The sequence below is a fragment of the Thermoanaerobacter sp. RKWS2 genome (assembly GCF_026240795.1).
In the GTDB taxonomy this organism is placed as follows: Bacteria; Bacillota; Thermoanaerobacteria; order Thermoanaerobacterales; family Thermoanaerobacteraceae; genus Thermoanaerobacter; species Thermoanaerobacter ethanolicus.
On sequence record NZ_CP110888.1, the window covers coordinates 1 to 19915 of the forward strand.

The following is a 19915-nucleotide window of genomic DNA, read 5'->3' on the forward strand; positions in this document are numbered from 1 at the left end:
ATGTATGGAGATCATCGTCAAATATGGGAGAGGATAGTGGAGGTCATAAAGAGTGAGCTTACCCCCACCAGCTATAACACCTGGTTAGTTCACATAAAACCCTTAGCAATCATTGATGATGTATTATTTTTAAGCACTCCTAATACTTTTACAAAAAATATAATAAATGGAAGATATATAAATATTATCTACGACGCTGCTTCAAAAGCTACAAATAAACTATACGAGATAAAAATATTATCAGAAGACGAAGAAGAATATAGAGAAATCAAAGAATCCTTAGAAAAAGAAAACCTAACTGAATCCACCACTCTTTCCACTCTAAATCCAAAATATACTTTTGATACTTTTGTAGTTGGAAACAGCAATAAACTTGCTCACGCTGCATGTCTTGCAGTAGCTCAAGCTCCAGCAAAAGCTTATAACCCTTTATTTATTTATGGAGGAGTAGGTTTAGGCAAAACCCATTTAATGCATGCAATAGGGCACTTTATCAATAAACATCAAAGTGGCTACAAAATAATGTACGTTACGTCAGAAACGTTTACAAACGAGTTAGTTAACTCCATAAAAGACGATAAAAATGAAGAATTTAGAAACAAGTACAGAAATATTGATGTCCTTCTAATAGATGATATTCAATTTATAGCCAAAAAAGAACGAACTCAAGAAGAATTTTTCCATACTTTTAACACCCTTTACGAAGCAAACAAGCAAATAGTTATCTCTAGTGACAGACCACCAAAAGAAATTCCAACTTTAGAAGAAAGGCTAAGGTCAAGGTTTGAGTGGGGTTTAATCGCGGATATACAGCCACCAGATTATGAGACAAGAATAGCAATACTTAAAAAGAAAGCTCAAACAGAAAATCTCAATATCCCCGACGAAGTTTTAGCCTATGTGGCAGAAAAAATTCAATCAAACATAAGAGAGTTAGAAGGAGCACTAATAAGAATCGTAGCTTTTTCAAATCTTACAAAATCTAATATAGACTTAGAATTAACTAAGCATGCCCTAAAGGAAATTGTATCTAATAAAACAAGGGAAATAACTGTAAAACTCATACAAGAAGAAGTTTGCAAGTACTATAACATAAAACTAGAAGACTTCAGGTCCCGCAAGAGAACAAAAAACATAGCTTATCCTCGACAAATTGCCATGTACTTAGCAAGAGAATTGACAGATTTATCTCTTCCAAAGATAGGAGAAGAATTTGGAAAAGACCATACTACTGTAATACATGCCTATGAAAAAATCTCTAATGAAATAAAACAAGACGAACTTCTCTCAAGGCAGATTGAGGAACTTAAAAAGAGAATAAAAGGTTTTTAACATATAAACAGGGATAACCCTGTTTATATGTTTTAAAATTTTTTGTCTGTGAATATTGTTAATAATTTTAAATAATTGTCCAAAAGTTATTCACAGACAATTATCGACTTTTTCTCTGCTTCACAAACCATTACTAACAAACTAACACTTTCTATTACTACGACTACTAAATGCTTATCTTATTTATTATATGATTTGATTCAAAAAAATATTCTCAAAAACAGGAGTGAAAAAAATGAAATTTGTGTGTGATAAAAATTCATTATTTGAAGGAGTAAATATTGCAATAAGGGGGGTATCTTCCCGAACTACTCTTCCTATTCTTCAAGGTATCAAAATTTCAGCTTTGAAAGGTCAAGTCAAATTTTCAGGAACTGATTTGGACATAGGGATAGAGTGTCAAATTCCTGCAGTGGTAGAAGAAGAGGGAGAAATAGTTGTACCTGCAAAAATTTTTTCAGAATTAGTTCGAAAATTGCCAGAGGGAGAAGTAAAAGTAGAAAGTGATTCTCAAAACACGGTAAATGTAGTTTGCGATAGCATAAATTTCACTATTGCAGGAAGCGACGCTGTAGAATTTCCTGAAATCCCTCAAGTATCTAGAGAAAATTCTTTTAAGTTGACGCAAAATATTCTAAAAGACCTAATAAGAAAAACAGTCTTTTGTATTGCCCAGGAGCAAACAAGACCTATTTTGACAGGTGTTCTATTCGAAGTGTTTCAAAATGAAGTTAAAGCAGTAGCTTTAGATGGATTTAGAATGGCTATATATTCTTATCAGAGTGAGGAAAAATTCTTTGACGAGGATATAGAAAAATATTCTATAGTAATTCCAGGTAAAACTTTAGAAGAGATATACAGAATCTTAAAAGATGAGGAAACAGAGATAGAGATATACCACACTGCTAATCAAGTGTTATTCCAAATTGAAAATACAAAGGTAATATCGAGGCTTTTAGAAGGAAGCTTTATAAACTACAATGCTGTTTTACCAAAGGATTATAAGACTGAAGTGGTAGTCAAAAGAGAAGTTTTAACTGAAAGTATTGAAAGAGCTTCACTAATTGCAGAAAGCAAAAATAATTTGATTAAGTTTGAGATTGGTGATAAATTTATTACTGTTTCTTCTAATTCTGAAAAGGGTAAAATGGTAGAAAAGATAGAAGTCGATGTAAAAGGAATGTTTCTTGAGATCGCTTTTAACTCAAGATATTTATTAGATTCTTTAAGAGCCATCGATGAAGAGGAAATAACGCTTTATTTCATAAATAGTATAAATCCATTAATAATAAAACCTATAGGAAGTAAAGATTATCTTTATATGATACTTCCTGTAAAACTCAATTAAAAATAAGAGGTGTTTTTTAAATGATAGAAGTGCCTATAGAGACGGAATATATTACCTTAGGGCAATTTTTAAAGTATATGAAAATATGTCAAACTGGAGGACAAGCAAAGCAATTTATTTTAGAAGGAAAAGTTAAAGTAAATGGCGCAATAGAATTAAAAAGAGGTAAAAAACTTCGCAAAAATGATATAATTGAGGTAGAGGGTAAAACTTATATCATAAAGTGAGGAATTTAACTTGTATGTGAAGGAGCTATTTGTCGACAATTTTAGAAATTTACAAAAGCAAAAAATAGAATTTTGCGAAGGAATAAATATATTTTATGGTTTAAATGCACAAGGAAAGAGCAATTTATTAGAAAGTATTAGGCTTTTAAGTATGGGAAGGTCTTTTAGAGGGAGCAAAACTACAGAACTAATAAAATTTGGAGAAGATTATTTTTATGTAAAAGCAATAATTTGTCAAGAAAATAACGATAAAAAAATAGAATTTGGATACAAGAAAAATGAAAATAAAGTCATTAAAGTAAATGGCAATAAAATAAAGTCAACTTCCGAACTTTTAGGTCAACTTTTGACAGTCATTTTTTCTCCTGAAGATTTAAACATAATAAAAGAAGGACCTTCCTATCGCAGGAAATATTTAGATTCTTGTATATCTGTGGTTGAAAAGAATTATCTTTATAACCTCATGCAATATAACAAAATACTAATAAATAGAAATAAACTATTAAAGACTATAAAAGAAGGAAAAAGTAGAAGTATACTAGAAATTTTTGATGACCAATTAGTAGAATACGGTGCAAAAATAATTGTGGTGAGACAAAGTTACTTAAAAAATGTAGAAATTAATATAAAAAAATTTTTACTTGAAATTTCCAATGAGACAGCAGAAATTGTCTACCTAAATAGTGTTGGACTTAAAGATGCTTCAGATGAAGAAATAGTTAAAAAAAGATTAAAAGAAAAACTATTAAAGAATATAGATTTAGATTTAAAGTATCTTACAACACAAGTAGGACCTCATAGGGAAGATTTTAAGATTATTATAAACGGCTATGATTCAAGAGTATATTCTTCTCAAGGTCAACAGCGAACAGTGGCTTTATGCCTTAAATTATCAGAGTTTGAAATTTTAAAAAAGGAGACTAGTGAAAAACCCATACTGCTTTTGGATGATGTAATGTCAGAGTTAGATGAAAATAGAAAGAAATATATCTTAGAAAGATTGCAAGGTTTTCAGACTTTTATAACCCATACTACAAAAAGAGATTTAAAAGGAGATTGTTATTTTAAGATATCTAATGGGGTTGTCATTAAGGAATAGGGGGTCAAAAAATGTATGTCCATTTAGGCGGCAACGTGGTAGTACCCGATAAAGAAATTATAGGCATTTTTGATATGAATATTGTAACCACTTCTGAAGCTACTATTCAGTTTCTGAGAGTAGCGGAAGAAGAAGGATTTGTGGTCAGAATTTCTGACGAAAAGCCAAAGTCTTTTATAATCACAGAAAGGGATAAGAGGAGTATTATTTATTTATCACCAATTTCTGCCTTTACTCTTATAAGAAGGACACAAAAAATAGAGGAATAGGGAGGTATTGAATTGTATCAAAAAACATCGGAAAAAATTGTTGTGAGAAATGAAGGAAAGAAGTTAGAGCTTAGAGTATTAGGTGATAAAATTATTAACGTTTTTGTAAGTAATAAAGAGGAAAAAAGAAAGGATACAATTGCGATAGAAAGGAAAGAATACGATACTCCTGAGTTTAGTATAAGTGATGAATTAGAAAGCATATTAATTGAGACTAATTCATTGAAAGTAAAAATAAATAAAAATGACCTTTCTGTGAGTTTCCTAGATAAAAATGGAAATATAATTAATGAGGATTACAATGGAGGAGCAAAGTTCAATGAAACAGATGTAAGGTGCTATAAAAAGTTAAGAGAAGACCATTTTTACGGTTTTGGAGAAAAAGCAGGATATCTCGACAAAAAAGGCGAAAGGCTGGAGATGTGGAATACAGATGAATTTATGACTCACAACCAGACTACAAAACTTTTATATGAGTCTTACCCTTTTTTCATAGGAATGAACGATTATCACACTTATGGAATATTTTTGGACAACAGTTTTAGGTCTTTTTTTGATATGGGTCAAGAAAGTCAAGAATATTATTTTTTTGGAGCATATGGCGGCCAAATGAACTACTATTTTATATACGGAGAAGACATAAAAGAGGTTGTGGAAAATTATACATATCTTACAGGAAGGATAAGTCTTCCGCCATTATGGGTATTAGGTAATCAACAAAGCAGATATAGTTACACCCCACAAGAGAGAGTACTGGAGGTTGCAAAAACTTTTAGAGAAAAAGATATTCCTTGTGATGTGATATATCTCGATATAGATTACATGGAAGGGTATAGAGTTTTTACATGGAATAAAGAAACGTTTAAAAACCACAAAGAAATGTTAAAACAGCTTAAAGAAATGGGATTTAAAGTAGTGACAATTGTAGATCCAGGAGTTAAGAGAGATTACGACTACCATGTTTACAGAGAAGGAATTGAAAAGGGTTATTTTGTAAAGGATAAGTACGGTATAACCTACGTTGGAAAAGTATGGCCAGGGGAAGCTTGTTTTCCTGACTTTTTACAAGAAGAAGTGAGATATTGGTGGGGTGAAAAGCACAGAGAATTTATAAATGATGGCATTGATGGTATATGGAATGATATGAATGAACCAGCTGTTTTTGAAACACCTACAAAAACAATGCCAGAGGATAATATTCATATTTTAGATGGAGAAAAGGTACTTCACAAAGAGGCTCACAATGTCTATGCAAATTACATGGCAATGGCCACAAGAGATGGTTTTCTAAGGATAAGACCTAATGAAAGGCCTTTTGTTTTGACAAGAGCCGCTTTTTCAGGGATACAAAGGTATGCTGCAATGTGGACAGGAGACAACAGAAGCTTGTATGAGCATCTTCTTATGATGATGCCAATGATAATGAACATAGGTTTATCTGGACAACCGTTTGCAGGAGCAGATGTTGGAGGATTTGAAGGAGATTGCCATGAAGAACTTTTTATAAGGTGGATAGAGGCTGCGATATTTACTCCGTTTTTAAGAGTTCATTCTGCAATAGGAACAAAAGACCAAGAGCCATGGTCTTTTGGTAAAAGAGCAGAAGATATTTCTCGAAAATATATAAAAATGAGATATGAACTTTTGCCTTACTTATATGATTTGTTTTACATTGCATCTCAAAAAGGCTATCCTATTATGAGGCCTTTGGTTTTTGAATATCAAAAAGATGAAAATACTCATAAGATATATGATGAATTTATGTTTGGAGAAGGTCTCTTAGTTGCTCCTGTATATCTTCCTTCAAAAGAAAGAAGAGAAGTTTATTTGCCTGAAGGAATCTGGTATGATTACTGGACGGGAAAAGGATTCAAAGGAAAAAACTATTACCTTGTGGATGCTCCTATAGAAGTAATACCTCTTTTTGTAAAAGAAGGAGGAATACTGTTAAAACAGCAGCCTCAGTCTTTTATAGGGGAAAAGAAGCTGGAAGAATTAACAGTGGAGATATACAAAGGGAAAGAGGGACATTATCTCCATTATGAAGATGATGGAAAATCTTTCGATTATACTAAAGGGGTTTATAACCTCTTCGATATAAGTTTTTGTTATAAAGAAGGAAGAATGGATATAAAATTTGATAAAATTCACTTTGGCTATGACAAAGGAGTTAAAAAGTATAAATTTATATTTAAAAATTTTGACGACATCAAAGAGATTAAGATAAATGGTGAAAAAGTTGAGAAGGAAAGTTGTGAAATTGAATTGTAAAATAGAGGCAAAAGCCTCTATCAGACTGTAGACAAACTATTTTGTAAAGGAGATATTTTGCATAAGGAGTGACTTGTTACAAAGCAGCCCGGCACTCAAGTAAGAGAGTTTGATAAAGCAAAAATAGAAAAACAATCATACTTACTTGAGTGCCGGGAAACTTAGCAAGTGTGATGACGGAGGCGGGGCTGGAGCCACGGATGGCGGAAGCGGCCACCTGAGACAGGATGTCGAATGTGGCCGGAACCCCGCTGGAGTCTGAGAGCGAGCGTTAGTTTAGCCTGCTTTGTCGCTGGAGCAACAAAATGCCAATCAAAATTATACTTTGTCAACAAGCTGATAGAGGCCGTAATCCTCTATTTTTTTACAAATCTTTCTATCAAAGATTGTTTAGCTTGTTGTTCTAAAGAGTCATCCAAAGGAGTTAATTCTACTTTTCCATATTTTCTCTTTAAAGCAGTTTCAATTAAAATATCTGCAAATTCAGGATTTTTGGGTAGTACTGGACCGTGGAGATATGTTCCATACACATTTTTATAGATACATCCTTCTGTTTTATCTTCTCCATTATTTCCATTTCCAATTATTACTTTACCTAAAGGCTCTATTTTTTCCAAAAAAGTTTTTCCTGAGTGATTCTCAAAACCTACCATTTTAAAATTTTTATCGGCTATATTTGTCTCTATAACTATATTTCCTATCAATCTCCTATTACCAGCTATTGTCCAGGCTTTTAAAATTCCTAAACCTTCTAATTTGCTACCAGCCAGAGTTTGATAGTATTCTCCAAGTAATTGATATCCTCCACATATAGCTAATACTGTCAAACCATCTTCAATAGCTGTTTTCAAATTTTTACCTTTTTTATTTTTTAAATCATCACTTACAATTTTTTGCTCTCTATCTGACCCTCCTCCTAAGAATAGAAGGTCTATGTCAGTAAATTCTTCAGTGTAATCTAAAGTTATTGGCTTTATCTCTATTTCAATTTTTCTCCATTCACATCTTTTTTTTAAAGCTACAATATTTCCTATGTCTCCATATAAGTTTAATAAATCAGGATACATGTGGCCAACGACTAATTTCATTTTTTTGCCTCCTGTAATTTTAAATATTTGCTTACATCATACAAAGAAGTATAGTTGGGAAGTACAGCTATTAATTCTTCTTCTGTTAAATCAGCTATAGTGTCAAGAGCTTTTTCTATAGAATTTATTATTTTTATTTTTTTAATATCAAAGCCGGCATATTTTAATCTTACTGCCATGTCTTCTGCCCTTAAACCTGAAGTTACTATATAGTTTACTTTTGTCTTTGATAAAAAGCTTTCTAAGTTTACATCCCACAGCCAAGACACATCCCTTCCATCAGCGTAATTATCATTTATAGAAATTAAAAGGTTTAAGGGTTTATTAAATTGAGATAGCATATTTAAAGTGCTTTCAAAACCGATGGGGTTTTTGATTAAATTTATTATTGTCCTTTTGCTTTTTATTTTAGTTTTTTGTAATCTTCCTTCTATTGGCCAATAGCTTTCTATTGCTTTTAATATAGTGCTAAAGTCTATGTTCAACAAAATGCCAGCAGATATAGCTGCTAATAAATTATACACATTGTATAAGCCTATTAATCTACTTTTAACTGTAAAAATTTTATCTTTATAGTATATATTAAAATTTATTCTATCTTCATTTAAAAATATATTAGTGGCTTTAAAATGAGGGTTTGGTCGCTTTTTGCCACAATTGGGGCAGTAATAGTCTCCCAGTTGCCCGTAATATATTTTTTTATATTCGTATTTGTGGGCACAAATTGGACAGTATTTTTGTTCAAAAGAAGAGGAGTTAATTCCTTCAATGTTGTCTTCAATTCCATAGTAAAAAACTTTCGATTTTATTTCATCTCCTATTGAAGCTGTAAAAGGTTCATCAGCGTTTAGTAATACTATAGAATCTTGTGGCAGGTTTAAAAGGGCTTTTTTTACTTTTTCTACTGTTGTATCTAGTTCTCCATATCTGTCTAATTGGTCTCTAAAAAAGTTGGTTATTACTACTATATTGGGTTTTACATCTTCTATCACAATGGGCATGTTTGCTTCATCTACTTCAAAAACGGTTGCATCTTTTTGTAAATTTCCCAAAAAATTGCTGCTTTTTATTAAAGCAGTCGCAATTCCCGTTTTCATATTTGCTCCTTCTTTGTTGTGTACAACACTTTTCCCAGCAGTGGTCAAAATAGAGGCTATTAATCCGGAAGTTGTAGTTTTGCCATTTGTACCTGTTATTATTACTTTGTTGTTTTTTATGGGCCCTATTAGTTTTTCAATTAATTTAGAATCGTACTTTAGTGCGATTTTTCCGGGAAGAGATGTTCCACCTTTTCCTGTGATTTTGCAGGATATGTTGATGAGTTTACCTATGTTGACACCTAAAAATTTCACTATTTACCACCTTCCATAAAAAATAAAACCATTAATAGATTTTATTGCCTATTTTTACTTCTCTTTCTGGTTGAAGCAAGACGACATTCCCATCTTCGTCATCAACTCCAAGCAACAATACTTCAGATATAAAATCTACTACTTGCTTTGGAGGAAAATTAACTACGCAGACCACCAATTTATTATACAACTCTTCTTTTTTGTACAATTTTGTTATTTGAGCGCTGGACTTTTTGATTCCTAATTCGCCAAAGTCAATTTTTAACTTATAAGCAGGTTTTTTTGCTTTTGGAAAGTCTTCTACCTCAATTATTCTTCCTACACGTATGTCAAGTTTTAAAAAATCTTCATAAGTAGCCATTGAATTCACCTCAATTTAAGTATATTATATTATAGGTATATTTGTTAAGTATATTATATTATAGGCAATAATAAAAATAAAATTATTTCCTCTTCATTTCCCGGGAAATTTTTCGGGAAATGTTTTGAATTGAGCAATTCTTAAAAGAATGATAAAATAAAACTGTTGGATAAATTTGCGGAGGTTGTGAATATGGCAAAGGATGAAACTTATACTGCAAGTCAAATACAAATATTAGAGGGTTTAGAAGCTGTGAGAAAAAGGCCAGGAATGTATATAGGTTCTACTGGTAGCAGAGGACTGCATCACCTTGTATACGAGGTAGTCGATAATAGTATAGATGAAGCATTGGCCGGTTATTGCAAAAATATAGTAGTTACTATACACAAAGATAATTCTATAACGGTTGAAGACGACGGAAGAGGTATACCTACAGATATTCACCCAAAAGTTGGAAAACCGGCTGTAGAAGTAGCTTTAACGATGTTACATGCAGGTGGAAAATTTAATAATGACGCTTACAAAGTATCTGGAGGATTGCATGGAGTAGGTGTTTCTGTTGTAAATGCATTATCTGAAAAATTAGAAGTTATTGTAAAACAACATGGGAAAATTTATAGGCAAATATATGAAAGAGGAGTTCCAAAAACGGATTTAGAGGTTATTGGAGAGACAGAAGAGACAGGTACAACTATTACTTTTAAGCCGGATAAGGAGATTTTTGAAGAAACTGTATTCGACTATGATGTATTAGCTCAAAGATTGAGAGAATTAGCGTTTTTAAATAAGGGTATAAATATTAAGCTTATAGACGAAAGACACGGAAAAGAAGAGGTCTTTAACTACGAAGGTGGAATTATATCTTTTGTAAAGTATTTAAATAGAAATAAAGAAGTCCTCCATGAAGAGCCTATATACATGGAAGCGAAAAATAGCGACTATGAAGTAGAGGTTTGCATGCAGTATAATGACAGCTATAATGAAAATATCTTTAGTTTTGCTAATAATATTGATACTAGAGAAGGCGGTACCCATCTAGTAGGCTTTAAAGCAGCTTTGACTAAAGTCATTAATGATTACGCAAGAAAATACGGGATTATAAAAGATAACGAGAAAAATTTACAGGGTGAAGATGTAAGAGAAGGACTTACAGCTATTGTAAGTGTAAAATTAAAAAATCCACAGTTTGAAGGACAGACTAAAACAAAATTAGGAAATTCTGAAATGAGGTCTATTGTAGAAAATGTAGTAACAGAAAAACTCTCGGCTTTTTTAGAAGAAAATCCCTCAGTTGCAAAAGTTATAGTAGAAAAAGCTACTCAAGCAGCAAGAGCAAGGGAAGCTGCGAGAAAAGCCAGAGAGCTTACCAGAAGAAAGTCTGCTCTTGAAAATACTACTTTGCCGGGTAAACTTGCCGACTGTTCGGAGAAAGACCCTTCCAAATGTGAGCTTTTCTTGGTAGAGGGTGACTCTGCAGGAGGTTCTGCTAAATCAGGTAGAAACAGTAGATTTCAAGCGATACTTCCACTCCGAGGAAAAATTTTAAATGTAGAGAAGGCAAGACTTGACAAGATATTGTCTAATGAAGAGATAAGAGCAATGATAACTGCTTTAGGTACTGGCGTAGGGAATGATTTTGATATAAGTAAGTTAAGGTACCACAAAATAGTTATAATGACAGATGCAGACGTAGATGGAAGCCATATTAGGACATTACTTTTAACATTTTTCTATAGGTTTATGAGACCTTTAATTGAAAATGGAAATGTGTTCATTGCTCAACCACCTTTATATAAAATTACAAAGGGCAAAAAGGTATATTATGCTTACTCGGATAGAGAATTAGACAAGATCTTAAATGAAATTGGAAGGGAAAATTATACTGTTCAAAGGTATAAAGGTCTTGGAGAAATGAATGCTGACCAGTTATGGGATACAACTATGGATCCAGAGAAGAGGACGATGCTTAAAGTTACATTAGAGGATGCGATAGCTGCAGATGAAATTTTCACCATTTTGATGGGGGATAAAGTCGAACCAAGAAGGGAATTTATAGAAAAATATGCAAAAACAGTTAGAAACTTGGACATATAAAAGAGGTGAAATAGATGAGTGAAGAAAAAGAGAAAGTAATCCCAGTAGACATTGAAGATGAAATGAAAAAATCTTATATAGATTATGCGATGAGTGTAATTGTTGGAAGGGCATTGCCAGATGTGAGAGATGGTTTAAAACCAGTTCATAGAAGGATTCTCTATGCTATGAATGAGTTGGGATTAACCCCTGACAAGCCATATAAAAAGAGCGTTGCAGTTGTTGGTGAAGTTTTAGGAAAATACCATCCTCACGGTGATGCAGCTGTTTACGATACTTTAGTGAGACTAGCACAGGATTTTTCAATGAGAGAAACTTTGATAGATGGGCACGGAAACTTTGGAAGCATAGATGGAGACCCTCCGGCTGCCATGAGGTACACAGAGGCGAGGCTTTCAAAAATTGCCCTTGAGATGCTTACAGATATCAACAAAGAGACAGTAGATTTTGTGCCAAACTTTGATGAGACTTTAAAGGAACCAGTTGTACTTCCCTCTCGATTTCCTAATCTTTTAGTCAACGGCTCTCAAGGAATTGCTGTAGGTATGGCTACGAATATTCCTCCTCACAATTTAGGAGAAGTCATAGATGGAATTGTCGCTTATATAGACAATCCTTATATTTCAGTAGATGAACTGATGAAATATATAAAAGGACCTGACTTTCCTACAGGAGGAATAATTCTAGGAAGAGACGGTATAAAAGAGACTTATGAGACAGGAAGAGGTAAAATTGTCGTTAGGGCAAAGGCAGAAATTGAAGAACACCACGGTAAGACGAGAATTGTAATTACTGAGATTCCTTATATGGTTTTAAAAGCTAAGTTAATTGAAAAAATAGCTGAGTTAGTCCGTGACAAGCACATAGAAGGGATTTCTGATTTGAGAGATGAATCTGATAGGAATGGAATGAAAATTGTAATAGAGCTAAAAAGAGATGTCAATCCAAAGGTGATACTTAATAAACTTTATATGCACACACAAATGCAGCAGACCTTTGGAGCTATAATGTTAGCTCTTGTAGATGGAGAGCCAAAAATACTAAATTTAAAGCAGATTATAGAAAAGTATGTAGATCATCAAGCGGATGTTGTAACGAGAAGGACCAAGTTTGACTTAAGAAAAGCAGAAGAAAGAGCCCATATTTTAGAAGGGTTAAAAATCGCCCTTGACCACATTGATGAAGTGATAAACATAATAAGAAGTTCAAGGACAGAAGCAATTGCTAAACAAAATTTAATGGACAAGTTTGGGTTAAGCGAAAAACAAGCACAAGCGATAGTTGACATGAGATTAGGAAGGTTGACTGGGCTTGAAAGGCAAAAAGTAGAAGATGAGCTTAAAGAGTTAATTGAAAAGATAAAAGAATTAAAGGAAATTTTGGCAGATGAAAGAAAAGTGCTGGAAATAATCAAAAAAGAACTTTTGGAAATAAAAGATAAATATGCTACTCCGAGAAAGACAAGCATTGTGGCAAAAGAAGAAGAGTTAGATTTAGAGGATTTGGTTCAATTGGAAGATGTTGTAGTGACAATGACACACTATGGATATATAAAGAGAATGCCTCTTGATACTTATAAGGCTCAAAAACGTGGAGGGAAAGGCATATTAGGTATATCTACAAGAGAAGATGACTTTGTAGAGGATATATTTATCACTACAACTCATGACAGACTGTTGTTCTTTACAAACAAAGGTAAAGTATATAGTTTAAGGACAATAGACATTCCTGAGACAGGAAGACAAGCAAAAGGCACGGCTATTGTCAATCTCATACAGATAGCTCAAGGAGAGAAAGTCACAGCGGTTATTCCTCTTAAAAAGTCAGAAGATATTAAGTATATTGTGATGTGCACTAAAAAAGGCATAATTAAAAAGACTTCTATAGAAGAGTTCAGGTCAATTAAGAGAAATGGTATAATTGCTATCACGTTGGAAGAAAGTGATGAGCTTATAAATGTAAAATTAACAAATGGAGAAAGAGAAATAATAATAGGGACTGCCAGAGGCTATGCTATAAGATTTAATGAAAAAGACATAAGACCTATGGGAAGAGTGGCAAAAGGTATAATAGCTATTTCCTTGAGAGAAGATGATGAAGTGGTAGAAATGGACCTTGTTCATCCCAACAGCGAAATTTTAGTAGTAACAGAAAATGGATTTGGGAAGAGAACGGACTTAGAGGAATACAGGCTTCAAACAAGAGCAGGAAAGGGAATAATTGCAATAAGGCTTAGCGAAAAGACTGGTAAATTGGTGTCTATACGGTCAGTAAATCCAGAAGATGAATTTATGATAATTTCTGCAAATGGGATTCTTATAAGAATGAAGGTGTCAGATATTTCTAAGATGCACAGAGATACAAGAGGAGTAACCCTTATGAAGCTTGATGATGGTGACAGGGTTGTTTCTACTGCAAGAATAGAAAATGAAGAATAAAAATAAGCCCTCAATTTTTGGGGGCTTATTTTTTAAAAGCTCTTTCATATTGTTTTGGCCAGTCTTCCTTTGAAGTGTAGGTATGCAGAACCCAATAGGGATTTCTTAAAAGTTCTCTTCCAAGTGCAACTAAGTCTGCCCTTTCATTTGAAAGAATTTCTTCTGCAAGCTCTTGTGTCGTTATTAATCCTACCGCAGAAGTTTTTATATTACAGCGCTTTTTAATTGTTTCAGCGTATTTAACTTGATATCCAGGATATAGATTTATATCAACATTTAAAAGTCCTCCACTGCTTACATCAATTAAATCAACTTTGTCTTTTATCATGTTGATATATTCTACCATCATATCTATGTTTATTCCGCCTTCCATGTAATCATCTGCAGATACCCGCACGAAAATAGGTTTATTTTCAGGCCAATTTTTTCTAACTTCATCTATCACTTCAATTAAAAATCTTGCTCTATTTTCAATGCTACCACCGTATTCATCTTTTCGCTTATTTGAAAGAGGAGAAAGAAATTCGTGGATTAAATAGCCGTGAGCTGCATGTATTTCAACTACATCATAACCTGCTAAGTTAGCCCTTTTAGCAGCTTCCCCAAAAGCTTTTACTATAGATTTTATTTCGCCAATGGTTAATTCTCTTGGAAGTTTGTAGTGGTTTCCTGCTTTAATAGGGGAAGGTCCTACAACATCTTCATAAAGTATATCACATTTTCTTCCTGCATGAGCAAGCTGTATTCCCATTACAGCGCCATTTGCTTTACAGATGTCTACAATTTTTTTTAATTCTTTAACTTGCTCATCATTCCATATCCCAAGGTCACGGTCAGTTATTCTTCCTCTGCTCTCAACAGCTGTGGCTTCTTGCATAATGAGTCCTACTCCACCAATAGCCCTTGTGGCGTAATGAACTATATGCCAGTCATTTGGCATCCCATCTGTAGAAGCTGAGTACATACACATAGGAGACATCATGATTCTATTTTTTATTGTAATATCCTTTATCTTTAAAGGCATATGTAAAATACTCATAAACACTCTCCCTTCTTGAACTTTCTAATTTTAATCATAATACATATCTTTTTAAAAACCAAATTTGACAAAAATGTTTAAGCTGCATGCGATTTAAGCAATTTTTAATGATAGTTAAAAAAAGAGTAATTTTTTTGGGAGATATTTAAAATTTTTTAGTAAATGTAAACGATAGATTATTGAAAATTTACAAATAATTTAGTTGACTAAAGTAAAAGATGCTGCTAAAATAACAAGTAACTTTATTTGGATTTGTATTTTTAAAATGATAAAGGATAAAAGCGATGAAGGTGAGGGGTATGCGTTGAGGCTCAAGAGAGCCGGTGGATGGTGCAAACCGGTGCCGAGGCGCATATTAGATCGCTCTGGAGCTGTATAGCTGAACGGCGGTAAGCTTATTAGGCTATACCGGGATTACCCGTTACAGGTCAAGTTGTATAACTTGGTGAGGCTATTGCCGTGAGGTAATAGCGAAAACAGGTGGTACCGCGTGGAGGAAATCCCCGCCCTGTAATTTAGGGCGGGGAATGATTTTTATATAGGGGGTGATAATTTGCACATTATATCTGTCCTTGTGAACAATCATCCAGGAGTCTTGTCAAGGGTAGTAGGTCTTTTTTCAAGGAGAGGCTATAATATTGAAAGCCTTGCAGTAGGTACGACAGAAAGAGAAGACATCTCAAGGATAACTTTGACAGTGAAAGGAGATGATTATACAGTTATCCAGGTGATAAGGCAACTTAATAAACTTGTAGATGTGCTGAAAGTACAAAACATAGGAGCAAGGGATAATGTTTCTCGAGAATTGTTGTTAGTTAAAGTAGGTTATGATTCAAATACAAGGGATGACATAATGCACATTGTAGATACTTTTAGAGCAAAAGTTATAGATATTTCAATGGACTCATTGATTATAGAAATTACCGGAGATAGTGAAAAGATTAATGCTTTTATAAATCTCATAAGCAAATTTGAAGTAAAAGAGCTGGTAAGAACAGGCCTTGTAGCTTTGGAAAGAGGCAATAAAGCATTAAAAGAATATGAGGGGGAATTGTAATGGCAAAGATGTATTATGACAAAGATGCAGATTTAAATTTACTCAAAAACAAAAAAATCGCAATAATAGGTTTTGGAAGTCAGGGTCATGCTCATGCACTAAATTTAAGAGATTCTGGACTTGATGTAGTAGTTGGCCTTTACGAGGGAAGCAAATCAAAAGAAAAGGCAGAAAAAGAAGGGCTGCGAGTTTATACAGTTGAGGAAGCAGCTAAAGTAGCAGATATCATAATGATACTGATACCGGATGAAAAGCAGGCAAAAGTCTATAAAGAAAGCATAGAAAAAAATCTTACAGAAGGTAAAGCTCTCGCTTTTGCTCATGGGTTTAACATTCATTTTAAACAGATTGTTCCTCCAAAAAATGTGGATGTGTTTATGGTAGCTCCAAAAGGACCAGGACACCTTGTAAGAAGGGTATACCAAGAAGGAAAGGGAGTTCCAAATCTTGTAGCAGTGTATCAAGATTACACAGGGAAGGCTTTTGACTTAGCTTTAGCCTATGCAAAGGGAATAGGAGGTACAAGAGCAGGTGTCATTGAGACTACTTTTAAAGAGGAGACAGAAACAGACCTCTTTGGGGAGCAGGCTGTCCTTTGTGGTGGAGTTACTGAACTCATGAAAGCAGGATTTGAAACATTGGTAGAAGCTGGTTATCAGCCAGAAATAGCTTATTTCGAATGTGTGCATGAAATGAAACTTATAGTTGACCTAATATACGAAGGCGGTTTTAGTTATATGAGATATTCTATTTCTGATACTGCAGAATTTGGAGATTATATGACAGGCAAGAGGATAATAACAGAGGAAACAAGAAAAGAGATGAAAAAAGTTTTGTCAGAAATACAATCAGGAAAATTTGCAAAAGAGTGGCTTTTAGAAAATCAGGTAGGAAGACCACAGTACAATGCTATAAAAGATAAAGAGGCAAATCATCTTATTGAAAAAGTCGGCAAAGGTTTGAGAGAAATGATGGCTTGGATTAAAAAAGAATGAATAAGGAGGTAGATAGGCAATGGGGGTCAAAAGAGTCATTGTTTTTGACACTACGTTACGAGATGGTGAGCAGACTCCTGGCGTCAACTTTGACATTAACGATAAATTTGAAATAGCAAAACAGTTGGTATCCTTAGGAGTTGATGTCATAGAAGCAGGATTTCCAGCAGCTTCTAATGGAGATTTTGAAGCAGTTAAAAATATTGCTGATAAATTGAAAGGTGTTACTATTGCTGCAATGGCAAGGTCTGTAAAAGAGGATATAGACAGAGCTAGCAGCGCTTTGAAAAATGCTGAAAGGTCGAGATTACACGTTTTTATCGCAACTTCTGATATACATCTTAAATACAAACTTAAGATGTCAAGAGAAGAAATGCTTGAAAAAGCCGTTGAAATGGTAAAATACGCAAAAGGAAAATTTGATGAGATTCAATTTTCAGCAGAAGACGCTTCAAGGACTGATTGGGATTTCTTAGTAAAAGTTTTTAGTGAGGTAATTGATGCAGGAGCAAATGTAATAAATGTGCCCGATACTGTGGGATATGCGATGCCAAGAGAATTTGGAGAACTCATAAAATACATCAGAAATAATGTTCCCAACATCGATGGAGTAATGATAAGTGCTCATTGTCACAATGATTTAGGAATGGCTGTAGCGAATTCTTTGTCTGCCATAGAAAACGGAGCAACTCAGGTAGAAGTGACTGTAAACGGAATAGGAGAAAGGGCAGGAAATGCAGCTATGGAAGAAGTAGTGATGGCATTAAATACGAGAAAAGATTATTTTGGCCTTGTTCACGGAATAAACACTAAAGAGATATACAATACAAGCAAATTGGTAAGCGAACTTGCAGGAATTAAACTCCAACCTAATAAAGCAATTGTAGGTGCTAATGCTTTTAGACATCAAGCGGGAATTCACCAACATGGAGTTATAAACAACAGAGCTACTTATGAAATAATGAAACCAGAGGACATTGGAATAATTCCAGATACTTTTGCATTAGGTAAGCTTTCAGGAAGAAATGCTTTTGAATTGAAAGTCAAACAATTGGGGTACAATAATCTTTCACCAGGAGAATTAAGTGATGCTTTTAGAAGGTTTAAAGATTTGGCAGACAGAAAAAAGGTCATTGTGGATGAGGATATAAGATTTGTTGTTGAAGAGACTTTGGAAGAGTTTAGGAGTTTTAAGGAGGGAGAAGCTTGGGCTTAACATTGACACAAAAGATATTGTCAGCAAAAGTTGGTAGAGAAGTAAAACCAGGGGAGTTAATTGAAGTTGATGTGGATATGGTGTTAGGCAATGACGTCACTGCTCCTGTTGCTATAAAGGAGTTTGAAAAGATAGGCATTGATAGAGTTTTTGACAATACAAAAATTGCCCTTGTTCCTGATCATTTTGTTCCTAATAAAGATATAAAATCGGCGGAGCAAGTGAATATAATGAGAAAATTTGCAAAAAAACATGGAATAGTAAATTTCTTTGAAGTAGGGCAAATGGGAATAGAGCACGCACTTTTACCCGAAAAAGGACTTGTACTTCCTGGGGATGTTGTCATAGGTGCCGATTCTCATACTTGTACCTATGGCGCTCTTACTTGTTTTTCTACAGGAGTTGGAAGCACTGACATGGCGGCAGCGATGGCGACAGGCAAGGCTTGGTTTAAAGTGCCAGAAGCTATAAAATTTGTGTTAAAAGGCAATTTGCAAAAATGGGTAAGCGGAAAAGATGTTATCTTGTATATAATCGGAAAAATAGGAGTTGACGGAGCTTTATACAAATCTATGGAATTTACAGGAAACATAAAAGCTTTGTCAATCGACGATAGATTCACAATTGCCAATATGGCAATTGAAGCAGGGGCTAAAAACGGTATTTTCGATTTTGACGAAATTACCGACGCATATGTTAAAGGGAGAGCAAAAAGAGAATATAAAGTATTTGAAAGGGATGAAGATGCTGAGTACAGTGAGGTTTATGAGATAAATTTGGATGAGATAAGGCCTCAAGTAGCATTTCCTCATTTGCCTGAAAACACCAGAAATATTGATGAGGTTGGAAAAGTGAAAATAGACCAAGTGGTTATTGGTTCTTGCACCAATGGACGCATATCAGACATGGAGATAGCTTATAAGATATTGAAAGGCAAAAAGGTTCATCCTGATGTAAGACTTTTAATTTTTCCTGCAACACAGGAAATATACTTAGAATGTGTTAAAAGAGGTTACATCGAAGAGTTTATAAAAGCAGGTGCGGCAGTATCTACTCCTACGTGTGGACCTTGCCTTGGCGGACATATGGGAATTCTGGCTAAAGGAGAAAGGGCACTGGCTACTACTAATAGAAATTTTGTAGGAAGAATGGGACATCCTGAGAGTGAAGTGTATCTTTCAAGTCCAGCTGTTGCGGCGGCTTCAGCTATTGCAGGATATATCGTAAGTCCAGAGGAGGTAGAATGATGCAGGGGAAAGCCATAAAATATGGGGACAATATAGATACAGATGTTATAATACCAGCAAGGTATTTAAACACATCAGACCCACAAGAATTGGCACAGCATTGCATGGAAGATTTAGACAAAGAGTTTAAAAACAAAGTTCAAGAAGGAGATATACTGGTTGTAGGTGAAAATTTTGGTAGTGGATCCTCCAGAGAGCATGCGCCAATTGCTATTAAAGCATCTGGTATATCCTGTATAATTGCTAAGTCGTTTGCAAGAATTTTTTTCAGAAATGCGATAAATATAGGGCTTCCGATATTAGAATGCAAAGAGGCAGTAGATGGGATTGAAGAAGGTGATATTGTTTTGGTTGATACAGATAATGGAATCATAAAAAATTTGACTAAGGGAACAGAATTTAAAGCTCAACCCTTTCCTGACTTCATAAAAGAAATAATGAAATATGGTGGACTTATAAATTATGTCAGAGAGAAGGTGTGA

Annotated in this window: 17 protein-coding genes and 1 other annotated feature; of the genes, 13 read left to right on the forward strand and 4 right to left on the reverse strand. The window is 34.1% G+C overall.

Annotated features, from left to right (window positions below):
• The 6 genes from dnaA to OEI98_RS00030 all read left to right on the forward strand — a co-directional run bounded on the left by dnaA (window position 1) and on the right by OEI98_RS00030 (window position 6546).
• Window positions 1–1332, forward strand: coding sequence for a chromosomal replication initiator protein DnaA (dnaA, locus tag OEI98_RS00005; protein ID WP_004399506.1), 1332 nt, complete (start codon window positions 1–3; stop codon window positions 1330–1332).
• 235 nt (window positions 1333–1567) lie between these two features.
• Window positions 1568–2680 (forward strand): DNA polymerase III subunit beta, encoded by a 1113-nt coding sequence (gene dnaN / locus OEI98_RS00010; protein ID WP_004399505.1) that lies wholly within the window; start codon window positions 1568–1570, stop codon window positions 2678–2680.
• A 20-nt stretch (window positions 2681–2700) separates the two neighbouring features.
• The gene (gene yaaA, locus OEI98_RS00015; protein ID WP_003869993.1) at window positions 2701–2907 is read left to right on the forward strand and encodes a S4 domain-containing protein YaaA; all 207 of its coding nucleotides are present in this window, start codon (window positions 2701–2703) and stop codon (window positions 2905–2907) included.
• 10 nt (window positions 2908–2917) lie between these two features.
• Window positions 2918–4006, forward strand: a complete 1089-nt coding sequence (gene recF / locus OEI98_RS00020; protein ID WP_266038792.1) for a DNA replication/repair protein RecF — start codon at window positions 2918–2920, stop codon at window positions 4004–4006.
• An 11-nt stretch (window positions 4007–4017) separates the two neighbouring features.
• A complete protein-coding gene (gene remB, locus OEI98_RS00025) occupies window positions 4018–4275 on the forward strand; it encodes an extracellular matrix regulator RemB (RefSeq protein ID WP_003869991.1) in 258 nt (85 codons plus the stop codon).
• A gap of 12 nt (window positions 4276–4287) precedes the next feature.
• Window positions 4288–6546, forward strand: a complete 2259-nt coding sequence (locus tag OEI98_RS00030; RefSeq protein WP_266038795.1) for a glycoside hydrolase family 31 protein — start codon at window positions 4288–4290, stop codon at window positions 6544–6546.
• A gap of 356 nt (window positions 6547–6902) precedes the next feature.
• Here OEI98_RS00030 and OEI98_RS00035 read toward each other — a convergent pair whose 3' ends face one another.
• From OEI98_RS00035 to OEI98_RS00045, 3 genes are read right to left on the reverse strand one after another with little or no spacing between them, the layout of a single operon-like run.
• Window positions 6903–7634, reverse strand: a complete 732-nt coding sequence (locus tag OEI98_RS00035) for a type 1 glutamine amidotransferase (RefSeq protein WP_006569850.1) — start codon at window positions 7632–7634, stop codon at window positions 6903–6905.
• Window positions 7631–8986 (reverse strand): Mur ligase family protein, encoded by a 1356-nt coding sequence (locus OEI98_RS00040; protein ID WP_266038809.1) that lies wholly within the window; start codon window positions 8984–8986, stop codon window positions 7631–7633. The genes OEI98_RS00035 and OEI98_RS00040 overlap by 4 nt, the downstream gene beginning before the upstream one ends.
• Window positions 8987–9017: 31 nt before the next feature.
• Window positions 9018–9347, reverse strand: coding sequence for a tRNA-binding protein (locus OEI98_RS00045; RefSeq protein WP_003869987.1), 330 nt, complete (start codon window positions 9345–9347; stop codon window positions 9018–9020).
• 192 nt (window positions 9348–9539) lie between these two features.
• On the opposite strand from OEI98_RS00045, the gene gyrB reads away from it, so the two are divergent.
• Window positions 9540–11441 (forward strand): DNA topoisomerase (ATP-hydrolyzing) subunit B, encoded by a 1902-nt coding sequence (gene gyrB / locus OEI98_RS00050; protein WP_003869986.1) that lies wholly within the window; start codon window positions 9540–9542, stop codon window positions 11439–11441.
• 14 nt (window positions 11442–11455) lie between these two features.
• On the forward strand, window positions 11456–13879 hold the full coding sequence (gene gyrA / locus OEI98_RS00055; protein ID WP_266038813.1) for a DNA gyrase subunit A: 2424 nt from the start codon (window positions 11456–11458) through the stop codon (window positions 13877–13879).
• Window positions 13880–13904: 25 nt separating this feature from the next.
• On the opposite strand, the gene namA is transcribed toward gyrA, so the two are convergent.
• Window positions 13905–14918 (reverse strand): NADPH dehydrogenase NamA, encoded by a 1014-nt coding sequence (gene namA / locus OEI98_RS00060; protein WP_266038815.1) that lies wholly within the window; start codon window positions 14916–14918, stop codon window positions 13905–13907.
• Between the two features lie 275 nt (window positions 14919–15193).
• Window positions 15194–15432: a binding site (T-box leader), on the forward strand.
• A gap of 39 nt (window positions 15433–15471) precedes the next feature.
• Between namA and ilvN the strand changes: the two genes are divergently transcribed.
• The 5 genes from ilvN to leuD are packed head-to-tail and all read left to right on the forward strand — an operon-like array spanning window position 15472 to window position 19915.
• Window positions 15472–15975, forward strand: coding sequence for an acetolactate synthase small subunit (gene ilvN, locus OEI98_RS00065; protein WP_003869983.1), 504 nt, complete (start codon window positions 15472–15474; stop codon window positions 15973–15975).
• Window positions 15975–16970, forward strand: coding sequence for a ketol-acid reductoisomerase (ilvC, locus tag OEI98_RS00070; protein WP_266038817.1), 996 nt, complete (start codon window positions 15975–15977; stop codon window positions 16968–16970). The genes ilvN and ilvC overlap by 1 nt, the downstream gene beginning before the upstream one ends.
• Window positions 16971–16989: 19 nt before the next feature.
• Window positions 16990–18186: a 2-isopropylmalate synthase gene (locus OEI98_RS00075; RefSeq protein ID WP_003869981.1), complete on the forward strand. Its 1197-nt coding sequence runs from the start codon at window positions 16990–16992 to the stop codon at window positions 18184–18186.
• Window positions 18177–19433 (forward strand): 3-isopropylmalate dehydratase large subunit, encoded by a 1257-nt coding sequence (gene leuC / locus OEI98_RS00080; RefSeq protein WP_003869980.1) that lies wholly within the window; start codon window positions 18177–18179, stop codon window positions 19431–19433. The genes OEI98_RS00075 and leuC overlap by 10 nt, the downstream gene beginning before the upstream one ends.
• A complete protein-coding gene (gene leuD / locus OEI98_RS00085) occupies window positions 19433–19915 on the forward strand; it encodes a 3-isopropylmalate dehydratase small subunit (protein WP_003867393.1) in 483 nt (160 codons plus the stop codon). The genes leuC and leuD overlap by 1 nt, the downstream gene beginning before the upstream one ends.